A 17851-nucleotide genomic window follows, 5' to 3' on the forward strand; every position below is an offset into this window, starting at 1 on the left:
CAATGCTCCTCTGTGGGGGATACGCACGATCAAGCTGGGAGGCTCGGCGAGATATTCCCCCGTCGCTCAGGAGGGGGAGCGCACGCCGAGCTCGTCCAGCCTGTCGAGCATGTCCGCCGGGTCGGCGTACACGCGGAAGGCCCCGGCGCGTTCGAGCTCGTCCCTGCCATATCCACCGGACAGCAGCCCGATGCCGAGCGCGCCCGCCCGGCGGGCGGCCAGCAGGTCCCAGACGCTGTCGCCCACCACCATCGCATGCAGCGGGTCCACCTGGACGAGCGCCGCACCGGCCAGGAACAGATCCGGGTCCGGCTTGGCCCGCCGCACCAGGTCGCGGGTGACCATCGGGGTGTCCTCCGGCAGGCCGAGCATGCCCAGCGCGAGCCGGGCCGTACGGGCGTAGCCGCTGGTCGCGATGGCCCACGGCACGCCGCGCGAGCTCAGCTCGCCGAGCAGCTCGGCGGCCCCCGGCAGCGGCCGCACGGACTCCACCTGCTGCTCGTACGCCTCGGCGTGGGTGACCTGCAGCTCGTCGATCTGCTCCGGGGTCAGCTTCAACCCGGTCTCGCGCAGCAGCGCGCTGACGAACAGGCCGCCGCTCATGCCGATGCGCCGGTGGATGCGCCACACCGACAGGTCGATCCCCATCCCGGACAGCGCCTGCCGCCAGGCGATGACGTGCTGGTAGACGCTGTCGATCAGGGTGCCGTCCAGGTCGAACAGGAACGCGGGCGTGGGGGCCTGCGGGAAGTCGTTCACGACGTCCATGACACCATGGGAGGCATGCGGATCATCATCGCGGGTGGGCACGGGAAGATCGCGTTGAGGCTGGCCGAGCGGCTCGGGTCCGGCGCGGTCGGCCTGGTGCGCAACCCCGCGCACGTGGCCGACGTCGAGGCCACGGGGGCCGAGGCCGTGCTGTGCGACCTGGAGAGGGCCACGGCCGACGAGGTGACGGAGATCCTGCGCGGCGGCGACGCCGTGATCTTCGCGGCCGGCGCGGGCCCCGGCAGCGGCGCGGCCCGCAAGGACACCGTCGACCGGGCCGCGTCCGTGCTGATGGCCGACGCCGCCGAGCGTGCGGGCGCGCGGCGCTTCATCCAGATCTCCTCCATGGGCGCCGGCCGCCCGCCCGCGCCGGGCAGCGACGCGGTCTGGGCCGCCTACATCGAGGCCAAGACCGCCGCCGAGGACGACCTGCGCGCCCGCGACGGCCTGGCCTGGACGATCCTGCGCCCCGGCCGCCTGACCGACGAGCCGGGCACGGGCCTGGTCCGGCTGGCCCCCGAGGTGCCGCCCGGCTCGGTGCCCCGCGACGACGTGGCCGCCGTCGTCCTCGCGCTCCTGGACAATCCGGGCACCGCGCATCGGACGCTGGAGCTTGTTTCGGGCGAAACCCCTGTCATCGATCTGGTGGCCACTGAGTAATGCGTCCCTTTTGCCGATTGCTGGCTATGACTTGCGGCTTCTTCGGCTAGATGTCCCCCTGATGCACTAGGGGGAGATCAAATGTCGGACATGCCGTTCAGGTCGTTCTTCGGGGGAGATCCGTTCAGGGGGTTCGAGGAGCTCACCGGGCGGGTGTTCGGCGGGATGGAAGGCTGGCCGCCGTCGCGCCCCGGCGTGCAGCGGGTCGACGTGGGCAAGCTGCTCAGCGCCTCGGCGAGGGAAGTGCTCAGCCGGGCGCTGGAGGTGGCCGGGCAGCGCGGCGCGCAGGACATGGACGTCCTCGACATCCTCGACGCGCTGACCGAGTCCGACGCCACCCGCCCGCTGATGCAGGCGGCGGGCATCGACCTCGGCAGGCTGCGCGACCGCATCGACGCCCTGACCGGGCCCGGCACGGGGACCGAGCCGCCGACCACGCTCTCCCCGGCGGCCAAACGCGCCGTCCTGGACGCCCAGCGCATCTCCCGGGCCCTCCAGTCGTCCTACATCGGCCCCGAGCACCTGCTGCTCGCCGTGGCCGCCAACCCCGACTCCGGCGCCGCCCGCCTGCTCCAGGAGCAGGGCGTCTCGGCCAACGAGCTGCAGCAGGCCATCATGTCCGGCGCCTCCCGCCAGCAGCACGGCGACGGGCGGCAGCCCACCGACACCCCCGCGCTCGACGAGTACGGCCGCGACCTGACCGAGGAGGCCAGGCAGGGCAGGATCGACCCGGTCGTCGGCCGCGAGGACGAGATCGAGCAGGCCATCGAGGTGCTCTCGCGCCGCACCAAGAACAACCCGTGCCTGATCGGCGAGCCCGGCGTCGGCAAGACCGCCATCGTCGAGGGCATCGCCCAGCGCATCGTCAACGGCAGCGTGCCCGACACGCTCAAGGACCGCCGCGTCGTCGCGCTGGACCTGACCGGCATGGTCGCCGGGTCGAAGTACCGGGGCGAGTTCGAGGAGCGCATCAAGAAGGTCATCGACGAGGTGCGCGCGCACGCCGACGAGACCATCGTCTTCATCGACGAGGTGCACACCCTGGTCGGCGCCGGCTCGGCCGAGGGCGGCATGGACGCCGCCAACATCCTCAAGCCCGCCCTGGCCCGCGGCGAGCTGCACGTCATCGCCGCCACCACCATCGACGAGTACCGCAAGAACATCGAGAAGGACGCCGCGCTCGAACGCCGCTTCCAGCCGATCCTGGTCAGCGAGCCCACCGTCGAGCAGACGGTGGAGATCCTGGCCGGGCTGCGCGACGCGTACGAGGCCCACCACCAGGTGCGCATCACCGACGAGGCCCTGGACGCCGCCGCCAACCTCTCGGCCCGCTACATCTCCGACCGTTTCCTGCCCGACAAGGCCATCGACCTGATGGACCAGGCCTCGGCCCGGGTCCGGCTGCGCTCGCGCACCCCCGGCAGCGACGTGCGCGAGCTGGAGGAACGCCTCGACGCGCTGCGCCGCGACAAGGACCAGGCGGTCACCTCCGACGACTTCGACCGCGCCAAGGAGCTCACGGTCCAGATCGACAAACTCCGCCCCGAGCTGGACCGCGCCCGGCAGGGCCACGACGCCGTCCCACAGGTCATGGTGGAGGACATCGCCGAGGTCGTCTCCCGGCGTACCGGCATCCCCGTCACCCAGCTCACCGAGCAGGAGCGCGAGCGCCTGATGCGGCTGGAGGAGCACCTGCACGAGCGGGTGATCGGCCAGGACGAGGCCGTCGTCGCCATCGCCGAGGCGGTGCGCAGGGCCAGAGCGGGCCTGTCGGACCCGAACCGGCCCATCGGCAGCTTCCTGTTCCTCGGCCCGACCGGCGTCGGCAAGACCGAGCTGGCCAGGGCACTGGCCGCCGCGCTGTTCGGCGGCGAGGACCACATGGTGCGCATCGACATGAGCGAGTTCCAGGAGCGGCACACCGTCTCCCGGCTGATCGGCGCGCCCCCCGGGTACGTCGGCTACGAGGAGGCCGGCCAGCTCACCGAGGCCGTACGCCGCCGCCCGCACGGCGTCATCCTGCTCGACGAGATCGAGAAGGCCCACCCCGACGTCATGAACATCCTGCTCCAGATGCTCGACGACGGCCGCCTGACCGACGGCCAGGGCCGCACGGTGGACTTCACCAACACCATCGTCATCATGACCAGCAACATCGGCGCCCAGCTCATCCTGGATGCCGAGGGCGACTCCGCGCAGCTCCAGGACCAGCTCATGGACCTGCTGCGCCACTCCCTGCGCCCCGAGCTGCTCAACCGCATCGACGAGGTGATCGTCTTCAAGCGGCTGGAGCGCGAGCAGCTCCGCCAGATCGTGGACCTGCTGCTGGAGCGCACCCGTCAGCGGCTGCGCGGCCAGGACGTCACCCTGGAGGTCAGCGACGAGGCCAAGGACTGGCTGGCCCGGCGCGGCTACCAGCCCGAGTTCGGCGCCCGCCCGCTGCGCCGCACCGTGCAGCGGGAACTGGACAACCGCCTGTCCACGATGCTGCTGACCGGCGAGGTGGGCGAGGGCGGCAAGGTCACCGTGGACGTCGAGGGCGACGAACTCCGGCTCAGGGCCCACAACCCGGAGCCGGTCGGCTGAGAACACGAGGGCCCGCCGTCAAGGCCGCGGCGGGCGGGCGGCCTCGCGGCACTCCTCCAAGGTGAGGGCCGCCAGGGCCTCGCGGACGACGGGCACGCACACCGGGGCCATCGACAGGCTCGACACCCCGAGCCCCACCAGCAGCGGCGCGACCGCCGGGTCGCCGGCCGACTCGCCGCACACCCCGACCGGCTTGCCCGCCCGCAGCCCGGCCTCGGCGCACATGCCGACCAGCCGGAGCAGCGCGGGGTGGGCCGGGTCGAGCAGGTCGGCCAGGCCGTGATGCTGGCGGTCGGCGGCGAAGGTGTACTGGGCCAGGTCGTTGGTGCCGACGCTGAGGAAGTCCACCTCGGCCAGCAGCTCGTCGGCCTGGAGGGCGGCGGCGGGCACCTCGACCATCACGCCCGCGCGGGGGAGGCCGCGCTCGCGGACGCGGCGGGCGAAGTCGGCCGCCTCCCGCGCGGTGGTCACCATCGGGGCCATCACCAGCACGTCGGCGCCCGTGGCGCGGGCGGCCTCGGCGATGGCGTCGAGCTGGGCGTCCAGGACGCCGGGCAGCACGCGGTCGACGCGCAGGCCGCGCACGCCCAGCGCCGGGTTGGGCTCGGGCGGCAGGCCGAGGAAGGGCAGCGGCTTGTCGGTGCCGGCGTCGAGGGTGCGGACGGTCACCGGCCCCGCCGCGGCGAACACCTCCGCGTACGCGGCCACCTGCTCCTCGTGGGAGGGCGGCTGCCTGCGGTCGAGGAACAGGAACTCGGTGCGGAACAGCCCCACGCCCTCCGCGCCCGGACGCAGGTCCGCGGCCGAGCCGATGTTGTGCAGCAGCCTGACCGGGTGGCCGTCGGCGGTCCGGCCGGGACCGGTGCTCGCCGCCAGCCTGGCCCTGTCGCGCCGGTCGGACTCCCGTACGCCGTCGGCCTCCTCGCCGGTGAGGCCGACCGTGACCTCGCCGGTGACGCCGTCCACGCCGACCAGCGTCCCGTCGGGGACGTCCAGGACGCCCGCGCACGCCACGACGGCGGGCAGGCCCCGGCCGCGGGCCAGGATCGCGGTGTGGCTGGTGGGCCCGCCGCGCTCGGTGACCAGCGCCAGCACCCGCGGGCCCAGGCCGACGGTGTCGGCGGGGGACAGGTCCTCGGCCACCAGCACGAACGGATGCCCGGGGTCGGGGACGCCCGGCATGGGCAGGCCCAGGGCGGCGGCCACCGCCCGGGACCTGAGGTCGTCGAGGTCGGCGGCCCGTTCGGCCAGGTAGCCGCCCAGCGCGGCCAGGGCCTCCCGGTGCGCGGTGAAGGCGGCGTCCAGGGCGTGGGCGGCGTCCAGGCCGTCGTCGCGCACGTGCGTCTCGGCCTGCTCACGCAGCACCGGGTCGGCGGCCATCATGGCCAGCGCCTCCAGGATCTCGGCCCCTTCGGCGGTGGCGTGGGCGGCGCGGCGTCCGAGGTCGGCGGCCAGGGCGTCCAGGGCCTCGGCGGTGACGGCCGCCTCGGCGCCGGGATCGGTCACCCGGCGGGGGGCGGGCAGCACGGGCGGGGCCGCCATCCGCACCACGGGCCCGGCGGCCCGGCCCTGGCTGACCCCCAGCCCCTTCAGCGTCGCCTCAGGCATCGAGCGCCCCACCGTCCGCAGGCCCAGCCGCCCCCGCCGCGTCGGGGACGTCGGGGGCGTCGAGGTCGCGGGAGAGGAGGGCGGCCAGCGTGTCGAGCGCCTCCTCGGCCCCCGCGCCGTCGGCCTCCAGCGTCACCACCGTGCCTCGCACCGCGCCCAGCGACAGCACCCCCAGCATGCTGCCGGCCGGCACCGACTTCTCCCCGAGCCGCACCCGCACCGGCACCCCGAGCCGGGCCGCCTCCCGCACGAACACCTTCGCCGGACGCGCGTGCAGGCCACTGGCAGAGGCCACGGCCACCGTTCGACTCGCCATCCCGAACCTCCTCAGGGTTCTATCGTCACCTTGATGGCCGTGCCCGTGCTGACGAGATCGATCCCGTCGAGCACCCGGGGCAGCGGCAGCCGGTGCGTGATCAGGTCGGACACCACGACGGCGCCCTCGGCCACCAGGCGCAGCGCCTCGGCGTTGTGCGCGGGGCTGGAGCCGTTTGCGCCCACGATGGTCAGCTCGCGGTAGTGGACCAGGTTGGCGTCGAGCGCGATGACCGGGTCGTCCTTCGGCAGCCCGCCGAAGAAGCTCACGCGCCCCTGCCGGGCGGCCATCCGCACCGCCTGCTCCTGGGCCGCGCCGGAGGCCGCCGCCGTGATCACGACGTCGGCGCCGCGGCCGCCGGTCAGCTTGAGCACCTGCCCGACGGCGTCGGAGTCGATCACCGCGTCGGGACGCACCAGCTCGGCCGCCATCGCCAGCCGCTCGGCGTTGACGTCCACGAGGAAGACCCGGGACGCGCCGCGCGCCCGCGCCAGCCGTACGTGCAGGCAGCCGATCGGGCCCGCGCCCATCACCACCACGTCGTCGCCCGCGCCCACCCCGGCCAGCGACTGGCCGTTGAGCACGCAGGCCAGCGGCTCGGCCACCGACGCCTCGGCGAACCCGACACCGTCGGGAATCGTGTTGACCCCCTTCACGGCCAGCACCTTGGCCGGGACGATCAGGTACTCGGCGAAGCCGCCGTCGTAGTGGTAGCCCATCGACTCCTGGTTCGCGCAGACGGTCAGGCGGCCCCGGCGGCACTCGGCGCACGTCCCGCACGGGATGGCGGCGATCACCTGGACCCGCGCGCCCGTGCCCACGACCTCGCCGGCGATCTCGTGGCCCATCACCCGCGGCGGCCTGATGTGGTGGTGGCCGTACCGGAAGATCTTGGCGTCCGTGCCGCAGGTCGAGCAGTTGCGCACCCGGATCTTCAGCTCGCCCGGCCCGGCCTGCGGCTCCGGCGCGTCCTCGATCCTGATGTCGCCGGGGGCATGGAACCTGGCTACCTTCACGTGAGCTCCTTCAGCACCTGGGCCGGGTCCGTCGCCTCGCGCAACGCCCTGGCCCGGTCGGGGTCGAGCAGGATCTCGGCCAGCGCCGCCAGCAGCGGCACGTGCCCGTCGCCGGCCGCGGCGATGCCCACGCACAGCGTGACCCGCTCGCCGTCCCAGTCGATCCCGCCGGGGAAGCGCACGACGCAGATCGCGTCGCGCGCGACGTCCTGCTTGGAGGCGGCCGTGCCGTGCGGGATGGCCACCTCCTCGCCGACGTAGGTGGAGATCGTGCGCTCGCGTTCGAGCATCGCCTCGACGTACGGCTGCGCGACCGCGCCCACGTCCACCAGAACCTGCCCGCACCTGCGCACGGCCTCCTCCCGCGAGGACGCGCTCTCGTGCAGCAGGATCGCCCGCCGGTCGAGCAGCCCCTCACGCATCGACGGTGCCGCCGTTCCTGATGGTGTTCACCAGCCTGGTCACCGCCGGGTCGCCGAGGAAGACCTGGAAGGACACCAGCGGCTTGCCGGGCGCGGCGGCCCTGGCCCTGGCGGCCAGTCCGGAGTGGCACACGACGACGTCCGCGTCGCCGGGGATGGAGTTCACCGGGGTGTGCTCGACGGTGACGCCGCTCTCCTTGAGCTGCTTGCGGAGCTGGGAGGCGAGCATGACGCTGCTGCCCATGCCCGCGTCGCAGGCCACGACGATCTTGTGGATGTCCTTGCTGTCGATGCCGGCCACGGCTCACGCCTCCTTGCTGACGGGTTCGGTCCTGACGGGTTCGCTGCTCGCGGGGTCACTGGTCGCGGGGTCGGGGCTGCTCGCGGGGACCGGGGCCGCCGGGTCCGCGACGGTGTCCTGCGGGCCGAGGGCGTCCGGCTCCTCGTCCTTCTCGCCCCGGCCGAAGCCGAGCAGCACGGCGGCGACGGCGAACGACACGGCCGTGGCCACCGCGATCCCGGCGATCGAGCCGAGCCAGCCACCGCGCGGCGTCACCGCGAGGTAGGCGAAGATGCTGCCCGGCGAGGGCGTGGCGACCAGGCCCGCCCCGGTGATCATGAACGTGAAGACGCCGGCCGCCCCGCCCGCGATGACGGCCAGGATGAGCCGCGGCTTCATCAGCACGTACGGGAAGTAGATCTCGTGGATGCCGCCGAAGAAGTGGATGATCATCGCGGCGGGCGTGCTCGGCCGCAGCGGACGCGGCCCGAACAGCAGGTACGCCACCAGCAGCCCGAGTCCCGGCCCCGGGTTCGACTCCAGCATGAACAGGATCGACTTGCCCTGCCGCACCGCCTCGGCCACCCCCAGCGGCCCCAGCACGCCGTGGTTGACCGCGTTGTTCAGGAACAGCACCTTGGCCGGCTCGATCAGCACCGAGGCCACCGGCAGCAGGTTGTTGGTGATCAGCCACTCGACCGCGCCGCCCGCCGCGTCGGTGACGACGCGGACGACCGGCCCGATGCCCAGCACCCCGGCCACGGCCATCGCGGCGCCCACGATGCCGGCGGTGAAGTTGTCCACGAGCATCTCGAACCCGGCCCTGGTCCGCTGCTCAGTGAACTTGTCCACATATTTCAGGATTACGGCGGCGAGCGGGCCGACGATCATCGCGCCGAGGAACATCGGGATGTCCGAGCCCACGACGACGCCCATCGCCGCCACCGCGCCGACGACCGCGCCGCGCTGGCCGTGGACCATGCGGCCGCCGGTGTAGGCGATGAGGATCGGCAGCAGGGACTTGATGACCGGGTCGACCAGCGCGGCCAGTTCCTTGTTCGGCAGCCAGCCGGTGGGGATGAACAGCGCGGTGATCAGGCCCCAGGCGATGAACGCGCCGATGTTCGGCATGATCATCCCGGCCAGGTGGCCGCCTAAACGCTGGATGGTGGCCTTGACTCCGGTGCCGTAGACCGGAGGGGTGTAGCTGTCGGCCATGGACGTGCTCCTTCGGGGGGATGAGCAGTGGATCAGCCGTGCGGTGAGGGGGCGACCGGCTCCGGGACGGGCGGCGCCTGCGGGACGGTGAGCGGCCGGGCCGGGTCGGGGACTCCCGTCCGCACCCCGGCGCGGTCGATGTCGGCGGGGCCGGGCATCCTGCTGCCGGGCAGCCGGACCGCCGCCGCGCCCCAGGCCAGCGCCTCGGCCAGGGCGGTGACGCCGTGCCCGCCGGCGGACAGGAATCCGGCCAGCATGGCGTCACCGGCGCCGACGGAGCTGCGCGGCCCGGTGACCGGGGCCTCGCCGTACCAGACGCCGCCGTCCTCGACCAGGACGGCGCCGTCGGGGCCGAGGCTGGCCAGCACCGTACGGGCGCCCGCGGCGCGCAGTTCGGCCGCCGCCTCGACCACGTCGCCCACCCGGACGAGCGGCACGCCGGTCACCGCGGCCAGCTCGTCGAGGTTGGGCTTGACCAGGGCCGGACCGGCTCCGAGCGCGCGGGCGAGGGCCGGGCCGCTGGTGTCCACGGCGACGTGCAGGCCCGCGGCGGCGAAGCGGCGGCACAGCCGGGCGTAGACGTCGGCGGGCACCCCGGGCGGCAGGCTGCCCGAGGCCACCACCCAGTCCGCCACCCGGTCCGCCTCGTGCGCCGCGGCCAGCACGGTCTCGGCGATCGTGTCCAGCTCGGCCGCCGACAGCACCGGACCCGGCTCGTTGATCTTGGTGACGGTTCCGTCGGGCTCGGCGAGCGTGACGTTGGACCGGGTCGTGCCCGCCACGGGGACGGTGACCATGTCCAGCCCCTCGGCGGCCAGCAGGCGGACGAGTTGCGCGCCCTCGTCCCCGGCGAAGGGCACCACCGCGCGGGCGGCGACGCCGTTGGCCAGCAGCGCCCGCGAGACGTTGACGCCCTTGCCGCCCGGGTCGAGCCGGGCCCGTGCGGCGCGGATCACCGTTCCTCGGGCCAGGGCGGCGATCTCGATCGTGCGGTCGAGGCTCGGGTTCAGCGTCAGCGTGAGGATCACGCGCGGATCACCTCCGGCCCGGCGGCGGCGATGTCGGCGGCCAGGGCGGGGTCGAGCCCGGCGTCGGTGATGACCACGTCGATCTCGCCCAGCTCGGCGAACGTGGCCAGGTAGGTGTTGCCGAACTTGGTGTGGTCGGCCAGCAGCACGCTGCGCTGCGCGGCCCGGACCATGGCCCGCTTGATCGCCGCCTCGGCCGGGTCGGGCGTGGTCAGGCCCCGGGCTGGCGAGCAGCCGTTGGCGCCCATGAAGGCGACGTCGACGTTGAGGTGCGCCAGCGGGCGCAGCGCCCAGTCGTCGACCGTGGCCAGCGTCTTGCCGCGCAGCCGCCCGCCCAGCACGATCACCTGCAGATTGGACCGCGAGGCCAGGACGGTGGCCAGCGGCGGCGAGTTCACGATCACGGTGAGCTCGCGGTCGGCGGGCAGCGCCTGGACCAGGCGGCCCGTGGTGGTGCCGGCGTCGATGATGACCGAGCCGTCCTCGGGCAGCTCGGCCAGGGCCGCCTTGGCGATGCGCTCCTTCTCCGCGGTCATCACCTCGTCGCGGGCGGCGAGCGCGGGCTCGAACCCCAGCCGTTCCACGGGGATCGCGCCCCCGTGCACCCGGCGCAGCACGCCCGCCCGCTCCAGCGCGGTCAGGTCGCGGCGGATCGTCTCGGTGGTCACGTCGAGCTCGGCGGCCAGCGTCACCACGTCGACGCGGCCCGCGTTCCGCGCCCTGCGGAGGATCTCCTGCTGCCGCTCCTCGGCGTACATGATGTTGGTTCACCGCCGTTTCTGGTTGGTTTCTCCTGTGTTTATACCCGCTTTCGTGGGACGGTCAAGAGGGGGACGGCACAATCTGGTAGTTATAGGCGGGTGCGAATGAAGCCTCTGGCCGCCGTGGCGGCGGTCGTCCCCGTCGTCGCCCTGGCCACGCCGGCCCACGCCGCCGCCGCGCGGCCGATCCGCGTGCCCGCGGGCACCACGGCGGCCTGGGTGGTGTTCGACCGCAAGGCGGGCAAGATCGTCGCCGTCCGGAACGCCCATCGGAAGTTCCGCTCGGCGTCGGTCGTGAAGATCCTCATCGCGATCGACTACCTGGAACGGCGCAAGAGCGTCCCGGCGGCCGACGCCCGGCTGCTGAAGATCATGCTGCGCTCCAGCGACGACGACGCGGCCTCGGCGTTCTGGGACCGCGGCGGCAAGGGGCAGATCATCGTCCGGACGGCGCGCAGGCTCGGCCTGTCCGACACCACGCCGCCGCCCGCCTCCAAGCCCGGCTTCTGGGGCTACACCTCGCTCAGCGCGTACGACGTCGTCAGGACCTACCGCTACCTGCTCGACACCGCCGACGCCCGGGTGCGCGACCTCGTCCTCGGCCACCTGCGCGCCTCCACGCCGTGCGGCACCGACGGCTTCGACCAGACCTTCGGCATCCCGCGCGCGGTCCCGAGGCCGTGGGCGGTCAAGCAGGGCTGGTCGGGGTTCGGCACGACGCCGCCGGGCAAGTGCGACGCCAAGAGCGTGGCCGCCCCCGTCTCGTGGATCGCGCAGCGGGCGACCGGTTCGGGCGTGCCCGACTACGGGCGGCCCGTGCTGCACACGACGGGCCTGGCCGGCGCCGGCGACCGCCTGGTCATGGCGGTGCTCACCGCCCACCCGGCGGGCAGCGCGTGGAGCGGCTCGGTCAAGCGCGTCACCGACCTGACGGCCGCGCTCCACCGCTCGGTGTCGTAGCCGCGAAGGCTCTGCCTGCGTGGGCTCGGCCCGCGTGGGCTCGGCCCGCGGGGGCCGGTGCTCAGTGGCCGAGGCTCAGGGGCCGGTGCTCAGGGGCCGGTGCTCAGGGGCCGGTCTGGAGCTGCTGCTCCAGGCGGACCTTCTTGGGCACGCACATGCGCCACGCCTCCAGCACCAGCTCCCGCATCTCCGCCGCGTCGAGGGCGTCCATGCGGGCGACCACCCAGTTGAAGCGCAGGTCGGACTCGCCGGGCATGAGGAACTTTCCTGGCTCGGCCGCCACCAGGGCCTCGCGTTCCTCCTTGGGGAACCCGAAGCCCATCAGCGTCTCGTCCCGCGAGAACGCCACGTAGACGATCTTTCCCACGCGGAACTTGACCCGGTCCCGGATCAGATGCTCGGACGAGCGCGGAAGGGTGCGCGCGAAGCGCCGGACGTCCTCGACGGTGATCACACGGCCACGTTAGCGGTTGCCCTCCGCGGCCGAGATGTCGGCGAGGGCGGAGTCCGGGTCGCGCTCCACCGCCAGGTCGCCCAGGCTCACGATGCCGACCGGACGCCCGTCCTCGACGACCGGGAGGCGGCGTACCGCGTGCGACCGCATGATCTGCACGGCCTGGTCGATGCTCGTGTCGGGCCCGACCGCCTCGACCGACGGGCTGCACGCCTCCCTGACCGGCGTGTCCGGCCCCCGCTCGTCGGCCACCACGCGGATGGTGATGTCCCGGTCGGTGACGATGCCCTTCATGCGCCCGTTCTCGTTGACGATCACCGCCCCCGCGTCGTTGTCGCGCATGAGCGCCGCGGCGACCGAAACGGCCTGGTCGCACTCGACCGTCGCCGGGTGGGAAGTCATGACGTCTGCCACGGTCTCTGCCATGGGGTCCTCCTGAATGCTCACGTCCCGGCGGCTACCTACCCGGGCCGGTGAACCATTCACAGGGTTTTGTCGGATTCCGGCGTCCGGCCATGCGTGTCCGGTACGTCCGTGGAGGACCCCTTTACCGGACCTCAGAGCGTCTTCGCCGCCAGGCGGATCTCCTCCAGCAGGATCGCGAGGTCGTCCTCGGTGGTGTCCGGGTGCAGGAAGCAGGCTCGCAGGGCGTCCCGGCCGCCGAGACGGGTGCCGGTGAGGAAGGCGTTGCCGCGCGCCTGGACCGCGCCCGGCAGGGCCCGGTTGAGCGCGTCGAGCCCGCCGGGCCCGGTCGTCGTGGGCGTGTGCCGGAAGGCGGTGATGGAGGTGGCGACCGGCGCGAGCAGCGCGAAGTCCGCGGCCTCCTCGACCATGGCGGCGAGCGTGCGGGCCAGGCCGCTGGTGTGCTCCACCAGCCGCGTGACGCCCTCCCTGCCCAGGTACGACATCGTCGCCCACGTCTTCAGCGCCCGGAACGGCCGGGTCTGCTCGGGCCCGTACTCGGCGAACCAGCCCAGGTCGTCGGCGCTGTCGTCCACCAGGTACGACGGCACCAGGCTGAAGGCGGCCCGCGCGGCGGCCGGGTCGCGCAGCAGCGCGCAGCCGCAGCCGACCGGCACGCCGAGCCACTTGTGCGGGTCGAGGGCCAGCGAGTCGGCCCGGTCCAGCCCCGCGTAGGCGGGCGCCGACACCGCGTCCAGCACGCCGAGCGCGCCGTAGGCGCCGTCCACGTGGAACCAGAGCCCGTGCTCGGCGGCCACGTCGGCGATGGCGTCGAGCGGGTCCACCGCGCCGGAGTTGACCGTGCCCGCGCTGCCCGCCACGCAGAACGGCCGCAGGCCCGCCGCCAGGTCGTCGGCGATCATCGTGCGCAGGGCGCCGACGTCCATGCGGAAGGAGGCGTCCACCGGGACCTTGCGGACGTTCCGGGCGCCGAGGCCGAGGAGCTGGGCCGCCTTGTGCAGGCAGCTGTGGCCCTCCTCGGTGACGTACAGGATCATGGGCGGGCGGCCGTGCAGGCCGTCCTCGCGGGCGTCCCAGCCGTCGGCGAGCGCGGCGTGCTGGCGGGCCGTGGCCAGGCAGACGATGGTGGCCATGGACGCGCCGCTGGTCAGCAGGCCGCCGCCGGGCGGATGGGGGAAGCCGACCAGCTCGGCCAGCCAGCGCACCACCGTACGCTCCAGCAGCGGGCCCGCGTGGTCGCCGCCCGCGCAGCTCGGGTTGAGCGCGGCGGCCAGCGGCTCGACCACCACGCCGGCGGGGGAGGGCGGCGAGTTCACCCAGCCGAAGAAGCGCGGGTGCCCGTTGCCCATCGGGTACGGCAGCACGTGGGCGCGCACGTCGTCGAGCAGCGCGCCGAGCGGACGCCCGGCGGCGGGCAGCGGCAGCTCGCCCAGCCAGGCGCGTTCGGCGGCGGGCACCGGTTGCCAGACCGGCCCGGCCGCGACTCCCTCCAGGTGGGCGGCCGCGATCTCGGCCGCCCTGACGCCGGCGCGGCGCAGCTCATCCATGCGGGGATTCCCTCCGGGTCTCGTGGTGCCAGGTCTCGTGGTGGCCGCCGCCACTCAGCTCCATGGCCAGGTAGAAGACGCAGTCGGCGGTCCCGTCGTTGGCGAAGGCGTGCCGGTGGTCGCCGGGGTAGGAGGCCGAGTCGCCGGCCTCCAGCTCGTACGGGCGGTCGTCGATCGTCAGGCGCAGCGTGCCGCGCTCGACGGCCAGGTACTCGCGCGAGCCCCGGGCGTGCGGCGCGAACTCGCCCGCGTCCACGCCGGGGCCGATCGTGGTCCGCATGAACTCGAACTCCACGTCGGCCAGCACCGGCGACAACACCCGCCGCTCCCAGCCCGACGGGTCGCGCAGCACCCGTTGCCGGTCGTGCCGCAGCACGCGCACGGCCTCGTGCGCCGGTTCGTCGAGGAGCCGGGAGATCGACGTGCCGAGGGCCGTGGCCAGGCGGTCGAGCACCAGCACGGTCGGCGACTTGGCGCCGCGCTCGACGTCGGAGACCATGCTCCGGCTGATGCCGCTCAGCTCGGCCAGCCGCTCGACGGACAGCCCGCGCCCGCGCCGCTCGGCGCGGATGCGCCCGCCCAGTTCGGCCAGGGACAGGCCGCCGGACAGGATGCCTTCACCTTGCATTCCTCCACTATAGCGGAGAAATATCCTCTTTAGCGGACTTCGTTGCCTCGTAGCCTGCGAGAACCTGCTTGCGGCGTTTGGCCGACAGGCGGTCGATGTACAGGTAGCCGTCGAGGTGGTCGGTCTCGTGCTGGAGGCAGCGAGCCAGCAGGCCAGTGCCCTCGACCGTGACGGGCGCGCCCTCGGCGTCGAAGCCGTGGACGGCGGCGTGGTCGGGACGGGGGAGCGGGGCGAACTGCCCGGGGACCGACAGGCAGCCCTCCTCGTCGGGGTCGAGACGGCGCTCGCCGAGAGCGGGCAGCTCCAGGGCGGGGTTGACCACGACGCCCTTGTGGTGGACGCCCTCGGCGTCGGGGCAGTCGTAGACGAACACGCGCAGCGGCACGCCGATCTGGTTGGCGGCCAGGCCCACGCCGTCGGCCGCGTACATGCTCGCGAACATGTCGTCGACCAGCGCCGCCAGCTCGCCGTCGAACCGGGTCACCGGCTCGCACGGATTGTGCAGCACCGGATCGCCCACGTGCACGATCGGCCGGACCTCTCCCACGACCACGCCTTCCTTTTGACCTGACTTTGCCGCGACCAGTCTATGAGCGACGCCGCGCCGGTCGATCCAGTCTCATATAACAAGACATATCCTCTCGAACGATGAGATGCGCGCTAATGTGCGGAGTACACATCGTCGTGAAGGAGTCTTTCGATGGACGCCGTCTACACCCATGGGCATCACGAGTCCGTCCTGCGCTCGCACCGGTGGCGCACCGCGGAGAACTCGGCCGCTTACCTGCTGCCGCACCTCAAGCCCGTGATGAAGGTCCTCGACGTGGGCAGCGGGCCCGGCACGATCACCGCGGACCTGGCCGCGCGGGTGGCGCACGTGACGGCGTCGGAGGTGACCGAGGAGGCGCTGGCGCTGTCCAGGGCCGAGATCGCCGCGCGGGGGCTGGGGAACGTGGACTTCGCCGTCGCCGACGCGCACGCCCTCGACTTCCCCGACGACACCTTCTGCGTGGTCCACGCCCACCAGGTGCTCCAGCACGTCGGCGACCCGGTGCGGGCGCTGCGCGAGATGCGCCGGGTGACCAAGCCGGGCGGGTACGTCGCGGTCAGGGACAGCGACTACGCGGCCTTCGCCTGGTACCCGCGCCTGCCCGCCCTGGACGACTGGATGGCCCTCTACCAGAGGCTCGCCCGCGAGAACGGCGGCGAGCCGGACGCCGGGCGGCGCCTGCTGTCCTGGGCCCGCGCCGCCGGCTTCCAGGACGTCACCGCCACCTCCTCCACCTGGTGCTTCGCCACCCCCGAGGACCGCGCGTGGTGGGGCGGCATGTGGGCCGACCGCGTCCGGGAGTCGGCCATGGCGCGGCAGGCGCTCGCCACGGGCGCGGCCACCGAGTCCGACCTGCGGCGCATGGCCGACGGCTGGCGGGAATGGGCCGCCGACGACGACGCCTGGCTCTCGGTCCTGCACGGCGAGATCCTCTGCCGCCCCTGACCCGCCGGACGGGCCACCGGGCGGGCCGTCGGGTCAGAGGCCGAGGGTGCGGGTGCGCTGCCACTGGGGGTCGCGGTAGAGCACCTGGTCGGTGCCCAGCAGTTCGTCGGGGGCCGACAGCATGGCGATCTCGCCTGCGGCCTGGAGCTGCAGCAGCAGGTCGCGCACCCGCGGCCCCACCGGCAGCCGCCCGGCGGGCAGCCCGAACCCGGCCCGCACCGTGTCGGCGATCTCCGACAGGTGGAACGGCCCGTCGAGGCCCGCCACGATGCCGCGCACCACGGTCATCGTGATCAGTTCCTCGGCCTCGGTGTGGGCGAGCTGCCAGGTGATCTGCTCCTTACGGCCCCCGGTCGCCGCGCAGACCGTGCAGCCCCGCGTCAGGCCCGGGGCCACCTGCTCCACCGCCGAGCCGAGACAGGCCGAGCACTGGCCGTTCTCGGCGGCGTGCAGCTCGGCCGCCATCCGTCCGGCCAGCAGCGCGCCGCAGTCGCAGCCGAAGCCGTCGCCCAGCATGCCGCTCTGCGGCGAGATCGTATGCTTCGTCATCAAGCCGACTCTACCGGCCCCGGCCGCCCCTTCCGCGGGCCCGCGTCCCGTCAGGCACGGACGTCGGCGAGCCCGTGCAGGCGGCGCAGGGCCTTGCGGGCGGACGCCGTGACGCGTTCGTCCGGGTGGTGGTCGATGATGACCCGCAGCACCCGTCCCGTCCACGGGTGGTCGCCGAAGGCCAGGATCGCGATCGTGCCCGCCTGCTCCTCGGCGTCCATCCCCATGGCGATCGACTCGATCACCTCACCCGCCTCGCCGCCGCCGAACTCCAGCAGCGCCGCCGCCATGTCCACCAGCACCCAGGCGATCTCGTCGGGAGAGGGACGCCGTTCCTCGCGGCCCGTCCTGGCCGCGACCACCGCGCCCAGGCGGGGTTCCTCCAGCAGCCCGCGCAGCGCCCGGCGGCCCTCCTCACCGAGGCCCGACGACAGCAGCTCCACGCCGACCGCCCTGCTCAGCGGGCTCACACCGGGCAGCGCCCCGGCGATCTCGGCCGCGGCCCGCTCGCGGTCGCGTCCGGCCAGCCAGCCCGCGAGCTCCTCGCCGCGCTCGGCCTCGGGGTAGGAGCGCAGGCCGTGCAGCAGCGTGGCGGCGTCGGCGTCGGCGAGCGTCCCCATGACGGGGATCTCCTGCCCGGCGGTCTCGGCGATGATCAGCCGCGCCACCCACAGCCCGAGCCAGCTCAGCGTGTACGGCTCCGCCTGCCGGACCAGCCCCAGATCGGTCAGCGCCCGCGGCACCCGCCCGGCGACCGGCTCCCTGGACAGGAACATGCGGATGAGCTCCAGCAGCAGCCGCTGGTCGGCGGCCAGCCGCGCCCGGCACACCTCGGCCCACGCCTCCAGCACCCGGGCGTCGTCGCCGCTCCCGCCCTCGCTCCCGCCCTCGCTCCCGCCCGCGCGCTCGTCTTGCCTGTCGAGCAGCGCCTTCAGCTCGCCCGAGAGCGGGGCGGCGCGGACCGCGGCGGCCAGGGTGGCGGCGTCGGGGAGCCGGATCGGCGGTTGCAGCGGCAGCGTGTCGTCGTCGTAGGACCTCACGGAGCCCATCCTGTCCTCATCGTCGGCCGGATCGGAATCGTCCCGCCGGATCGCGAAACGCCGGAAACTGGACGCGGTCCAGCGTACTCACG

At 73.7% G+C, this 17851-nt stretch carries 20 protein-coding genes; 4 read left to right on the forward strand and 16 right to left on the reverse strand.

The window, feature by feature from the left end; genetic code table 11:
• Positions 1-66: 66 nt before the first annotated feature.
• Positions 67-768 (reverse strand): HAD family hydrolase, encoded by a 702-nt coding sequence (locus tag ACWCSU_RS22825; RefSeq protein WP_449937283.1) that lies wholly within the window; start codon positions 766-768, stop codon positions 67-69.
• Between the two features lie 15 nt (positions 769-783).
• Here ACWCSU_RS22825 and ACWCSU_RS22830 point away from each other — a divergent pair, with 15 nt between their 5' ends.
• Both ACWCSU_RS22830 and ACWCSU_RS22835 read left to right on the forward strand, forming a co-directional pair.
• Positions 784-1428 carry an SDR family oxidoreductase gene (locus ACWCSU_RS22830; protein ID WP_357704702.1) on the forward strand — a complete coding sequence of 215 codons (645 nt, stop codon included), beginning with the start codon at positions 784-786 and terminating at the stop codon, positions 1426-1428.
• A gap of 81 nt (positions 1429-1509) precedes the next feature.
• A complete protein-coding gene (locus ACWCSU_RS22835; protein WP_357704704.1) occupies positions 1510-4014 on the forward strand; it encodes an ATP-dependent Clp protease ATP-binding subunit in 2505 nt (834 codons plus the stop codon).
• An 18-nt stretch (positions 4015-4032) separates the two neighbouring features.
• On the opposite strand, the gene ptsP is transcribed toward ACWCSU_RS22835, so the two are convergent.
• The 8 genes from ptsP to ACWCSU_RS22875 are packed head-to-tail and all read right to left on the reverse strand — an operon-like array spanning position 4033 to position 10660.
• On the reverse strand, positions 4033-5622 hold the full coding sequence (ptsP, locus tag ACWCSU_RS22840) for a phosphoenolpyruvate--protein phosphotransferase (protein ID WP_449937287.1): 1590 nt from the start codon (positions 5620-5622) through the stop codon (positions 4033-4035).
• A complete protein-coding gene (locus ACWCSU_RS22845) occupies positions 5615-5938 on the reverse strand; it encodes an HPr family phosphocarrier protein (protein ID WP_357704708.1) in 324 nt (107 codons plus the stop codon). The genes ptsP and ACWCSU_RS22845 overlap by 8 nt, the downstream gene beginning before the upstream one ends.
• A gap of 11 nt (positions 5939-5949) precedes the next feature.
• The gene (locus tag ACWCSU_RS22850) at positions 5950-6954 is read right to left on the reverse strand and encodes a zinc-dependent dehydrogenase (protein WP_357704710.1); all 1005 of its coding nucleotides are present in this window, start codon (positions 6952-6954) and stop codon (positions 5950-5952) included.
• The gene (locus tag ACWCSU_RS22855) at positions 6951-7376 is read right to left on the reverse strand and encodes a PTS sugar transporter subunit IIA (RefSeq protein ID WP_357704712.1); all 426 of its coding nucleotides are present in this window, start codon (positions 7374-7376) and stop codon (positions 6951-6953) included. The genes ACWCSU_RS22850 and ACWCSU_RS22855 overlap by 4 nt, the downstream gene beginning before the upstream one ends.
• Positions 7369-7677, reverse strand: a complete 309-nt coding sequence (locus ACWCSU_RS22860; RefSeq protein WP_357704714.1) for a PTS lactose transporter subunit IIB — start codon at positions 7675-7677, stop codon at positions 7369-7371. The genes ACWCSU_RS22855 and ACWCSU_RS22860 overlap by 8 nt, the downstream gene beginning before the upstream one ends.
• 3 nt (positions 7678-7680) lie before the next feature.
• Complete coding sequence (gene mtlA, locus ACWCSU_RS22865; RefSeq protein WP_449937292.1) at positions 7681-8874, reverse strand: mannitol-specific PTS transporter subunit IIC; 1194 nt, start codon at positions 8872-8874, stop codon at positions 7681-7683.
• 32 nt (positions 8875-8906) lie between these two features.
• Positions 8907-9902 (reverse strand): 1-phosphofructokinase, encoded by a 996-nt coding sequence (gene pfkB, locus ACWCSU_RS22870; RefSeq protein WP_449937295.1) that lies wholly within the window; start codon positions 9900-9902, stop codon positions 8907-8909.
• The gene (locus ACWCSU_RS22875) at positions 9899-10660 is read right to left on the reverse strand and encodes a DeoR/GlpR family DNA-binding transcription regulator (protein ID WP_357704720.1); all 762 of its coding nucleotides are present in this window, start codon (positions 10658-10660) and stop codon (positions 9899-9901) included. The genes pfkB and ACWCSU_RS22875 overlap by 4 nt, the downstream gene beginning before the upstream one ends.
• Positions 10661-10768: 108 nt before the next feature.
• Between ACWCSU_RS22875 and ACWCSU_RS22880 the strand changes: the two genes are divergently transcribed.
• Entirely contained in the window at positions 10769-11623 is an 855-nt protein-coding gene (locus ACWCSU_RS22880) for a D-alanyl-D-alanine carboxypeptidase family protein (RefSeq protein ID WP_357704722.1), read from the forward strand.
• A gap of 103 nt (positions 11624-11726) precedes the next feature.
• On the opposite strand, the gene ACWCSU_RS22885 is transcribed toward ACWCSU_RS22880, so the two are convergent.
• The 5 genes from ACWCSU_RS22885 to def form a co-directional block, all read right to left on the reverse strand.
• Entirely contained in the window at positions 11727-12077 is a 351-nt protein-coding gene (locus tag ACWCSU_RS22885; RefSeq protein ID WP_364088265.1) for an MmcQ/YjbR family DNA-binding protein, read from the reverse strand.
• A gap of 9 nt (positions 12078-12086) precedes the next feature.
• Entirely contained in the window at positions 12087-12503 is a 417-nt protein-coding gene (locus ACWCSU_RS22890) for a CBS domain-containing protein (protein WP_357704726.1), read from the reverse strand.
• 131 nt (positions 12504-12634) lie between these two features.
• Positions 12635-14047 carry a pyridoxal phosphate-dependent decarboxylase family protein gene (locus ACWCSU_RS22895; protein WP_449937299.1) on the reverse strand — a complete coding sequence of 471 codons (1413 nt, stop codon included), beginning with the start codon at positions 14045-14047 and terminating at the stop codon, positions 12635-12637.
• A complete protein-coding gene (locus ACWCSU_RS22900) occupies positions 14040-14675 on the reverse strand; it encodes a helix-turn-helix domain-containing protein (protein ID WP_357704730.1) in 636 nt (211 codons plus the stop codon). The genes ACWCSU_RS22895 and ACWCSU_RS22900 overlap by 8 nt, the downstream gene beginning before the upstream one ends.
• A 7-nt stretch (positions 14676-14682) precedes the next feature.
• Positions 14683-15222 carry a peptide deformylase gene (gene def, locus ACWCSU_RS22905; RefSeq protein ID WP_449937301.1) on the reverse strand — a complete coding sequence of 180 codons (540 nt, stop codon included), beginning with the start codon at positions 15220-15222 and terminating at the stop codon, positions 14683-14685.
• 153 nt (positions 15223-15375) lie between these two features.
• Between def and ACWCSU_RS22910 the strand changes: the two genes are divergently transcribed.
• Positions 15376-16170: a class I SAM-dependent methyltransferase gene (locus ACWCSU_RS22910; protein WP_449937303.1), complete on the forward strand. Its 795-nt coding sequence runs from the start codon at positions 15376-15378 to the stop codon at positions 16168-16170.
• A 33-nt stretch (positions 16171-16203) separates the two neighbouring features.
• Here the strand turns inward: ACWCSU_RS22910 and ACWCSU_RS22915 are convergent, their stop codons facing one another.
• Together ACWCSU_RS22915 and ACWCSU_RS22920 are read right to left on the reverse strand one after the other, a co-directional pair.
• Positions 16204-16719, reverse strand: a complete 516-nt coding sequence (locus ACWCSU_RS22915) for a hypothetical protein (RefSeq protein ID WP_449937305.1) — start codon at positions 16717-16719, stop codon at positions 16204-16206.
• A 50-nt stretch (positions 16720-16769) separates the two neighbouring features.
• A complete protein-coding gene (locus ACWCSU_RS22920) occupies positions 16770-17759 on the reverse strand; it encodes a hypothetical protein (RefSeq protein WP_449937307.1) in 990 nt (329 codons plus the stop codon).
• Positions 17760-17851 lie beyond the last annotated feature (92 nt).

It is taken from the genome of Nonomuraea sp. NPDC001699, assembly GCF_053596455.1.

Coding starts and splice junctions, on each gene's coding strand:
- ACWCSU_RS22825 (WP_449937283.1), bottom strand. CDS start 768: ATGGACGTCGTGAACGACTTCCCGCAGGCCCCCACGCCCGCGTTCCTG.
- ACWCSU_RS22830 (WP_357704702.1), top strand. CDS start 784: ATGCGGATCATCATCGCGGGTGGGCACGGGAAGATCGCGTTGAGGCTG.
- ACWCSU_RS22835 (WP_357704704.1), top strand. CDS start 1,510: ATGTCGGACATGCCGTTCAGGTCGTTCTTCGGGGGAGATCCGTTCAGG.
- ptsP (WP_449937287.1), bottom strand. CDS start 5,622: ATGCCTGAGGCGACGCTGAAGGGGCTGGGGGTCAGCCAGGGCCGGGCC.
- ACWCSU_RS22845 (WP_357704708.1), bottom strand. CDS start 5,938: ATGGCGAGTCGAACGGTGGCCGTGGCCTCTGCCAGTGGCCTGCACGCG.
- ACWCSU_RS22855 (WP_357704712.1), bottom strand. CDS start 7,376: ATGCGTGAGGGGCTGCTCGACCGGCGGGCGATCCTGCTGCACGAGAGC.
- mtlA (WP_449937292.1), bottom strand. CDS start 8,874: ATGGCCGACAGCTACACCCCTCCGGTCTACGGCACCGGAGTCAAGGCC.
- ACWCSU_RS22875 (WP_357704720.1), bottom strand. CDS start 10,660: ATGTACGCCGAGGAGCGGCAGCAGGAGATCCTCCGCAGGGCGCGGAAC.
- ACWCSU_RS22880 (WP_357704722.1), top strand. CDS start 10,769: ATGAAGCCTCTGGCCGCCGTGGCGGCGGTCGTCCCCGTCGTCGCCCTG.
- ACWCSU_RS22890 (WP_357704726.1), bottom strand. CDS start 12,503: ATGGCAGAGACCGTGGCAGACGTCATGACTTCCCACCCGGCGACGGTC.
- ACWCSU_RS22895 (WP_449937299.1), bottom strand. CDS start 14,047: ATGGATGAGCTGCGCCGCGCCGGCGTCAGGGCGGCCGAGATCGCGGCC.
- ACWCSU_RS22900 (WP_357704730.1), bottom strand. CDS start 14,675: ATGCAAGGTGAAGGCATCCTGTCCGGCGGCCTGTCCCTGGCCGAACTG.
- ACWCSU_RS22910 (WP_449937303.1), top strand. CDS start 15,376: ATGGACGCCGTCTACACCCATGGGCATCACGAGTCCGTCCTGCGCTCG.
- ACWCSU_RS22915 (WP_449937305.1), bottom strand. CDS start 16,719: ATGACGAAGCATACGATCTCGCCGCAGAGCGGCATGCTGGGCGACGGC.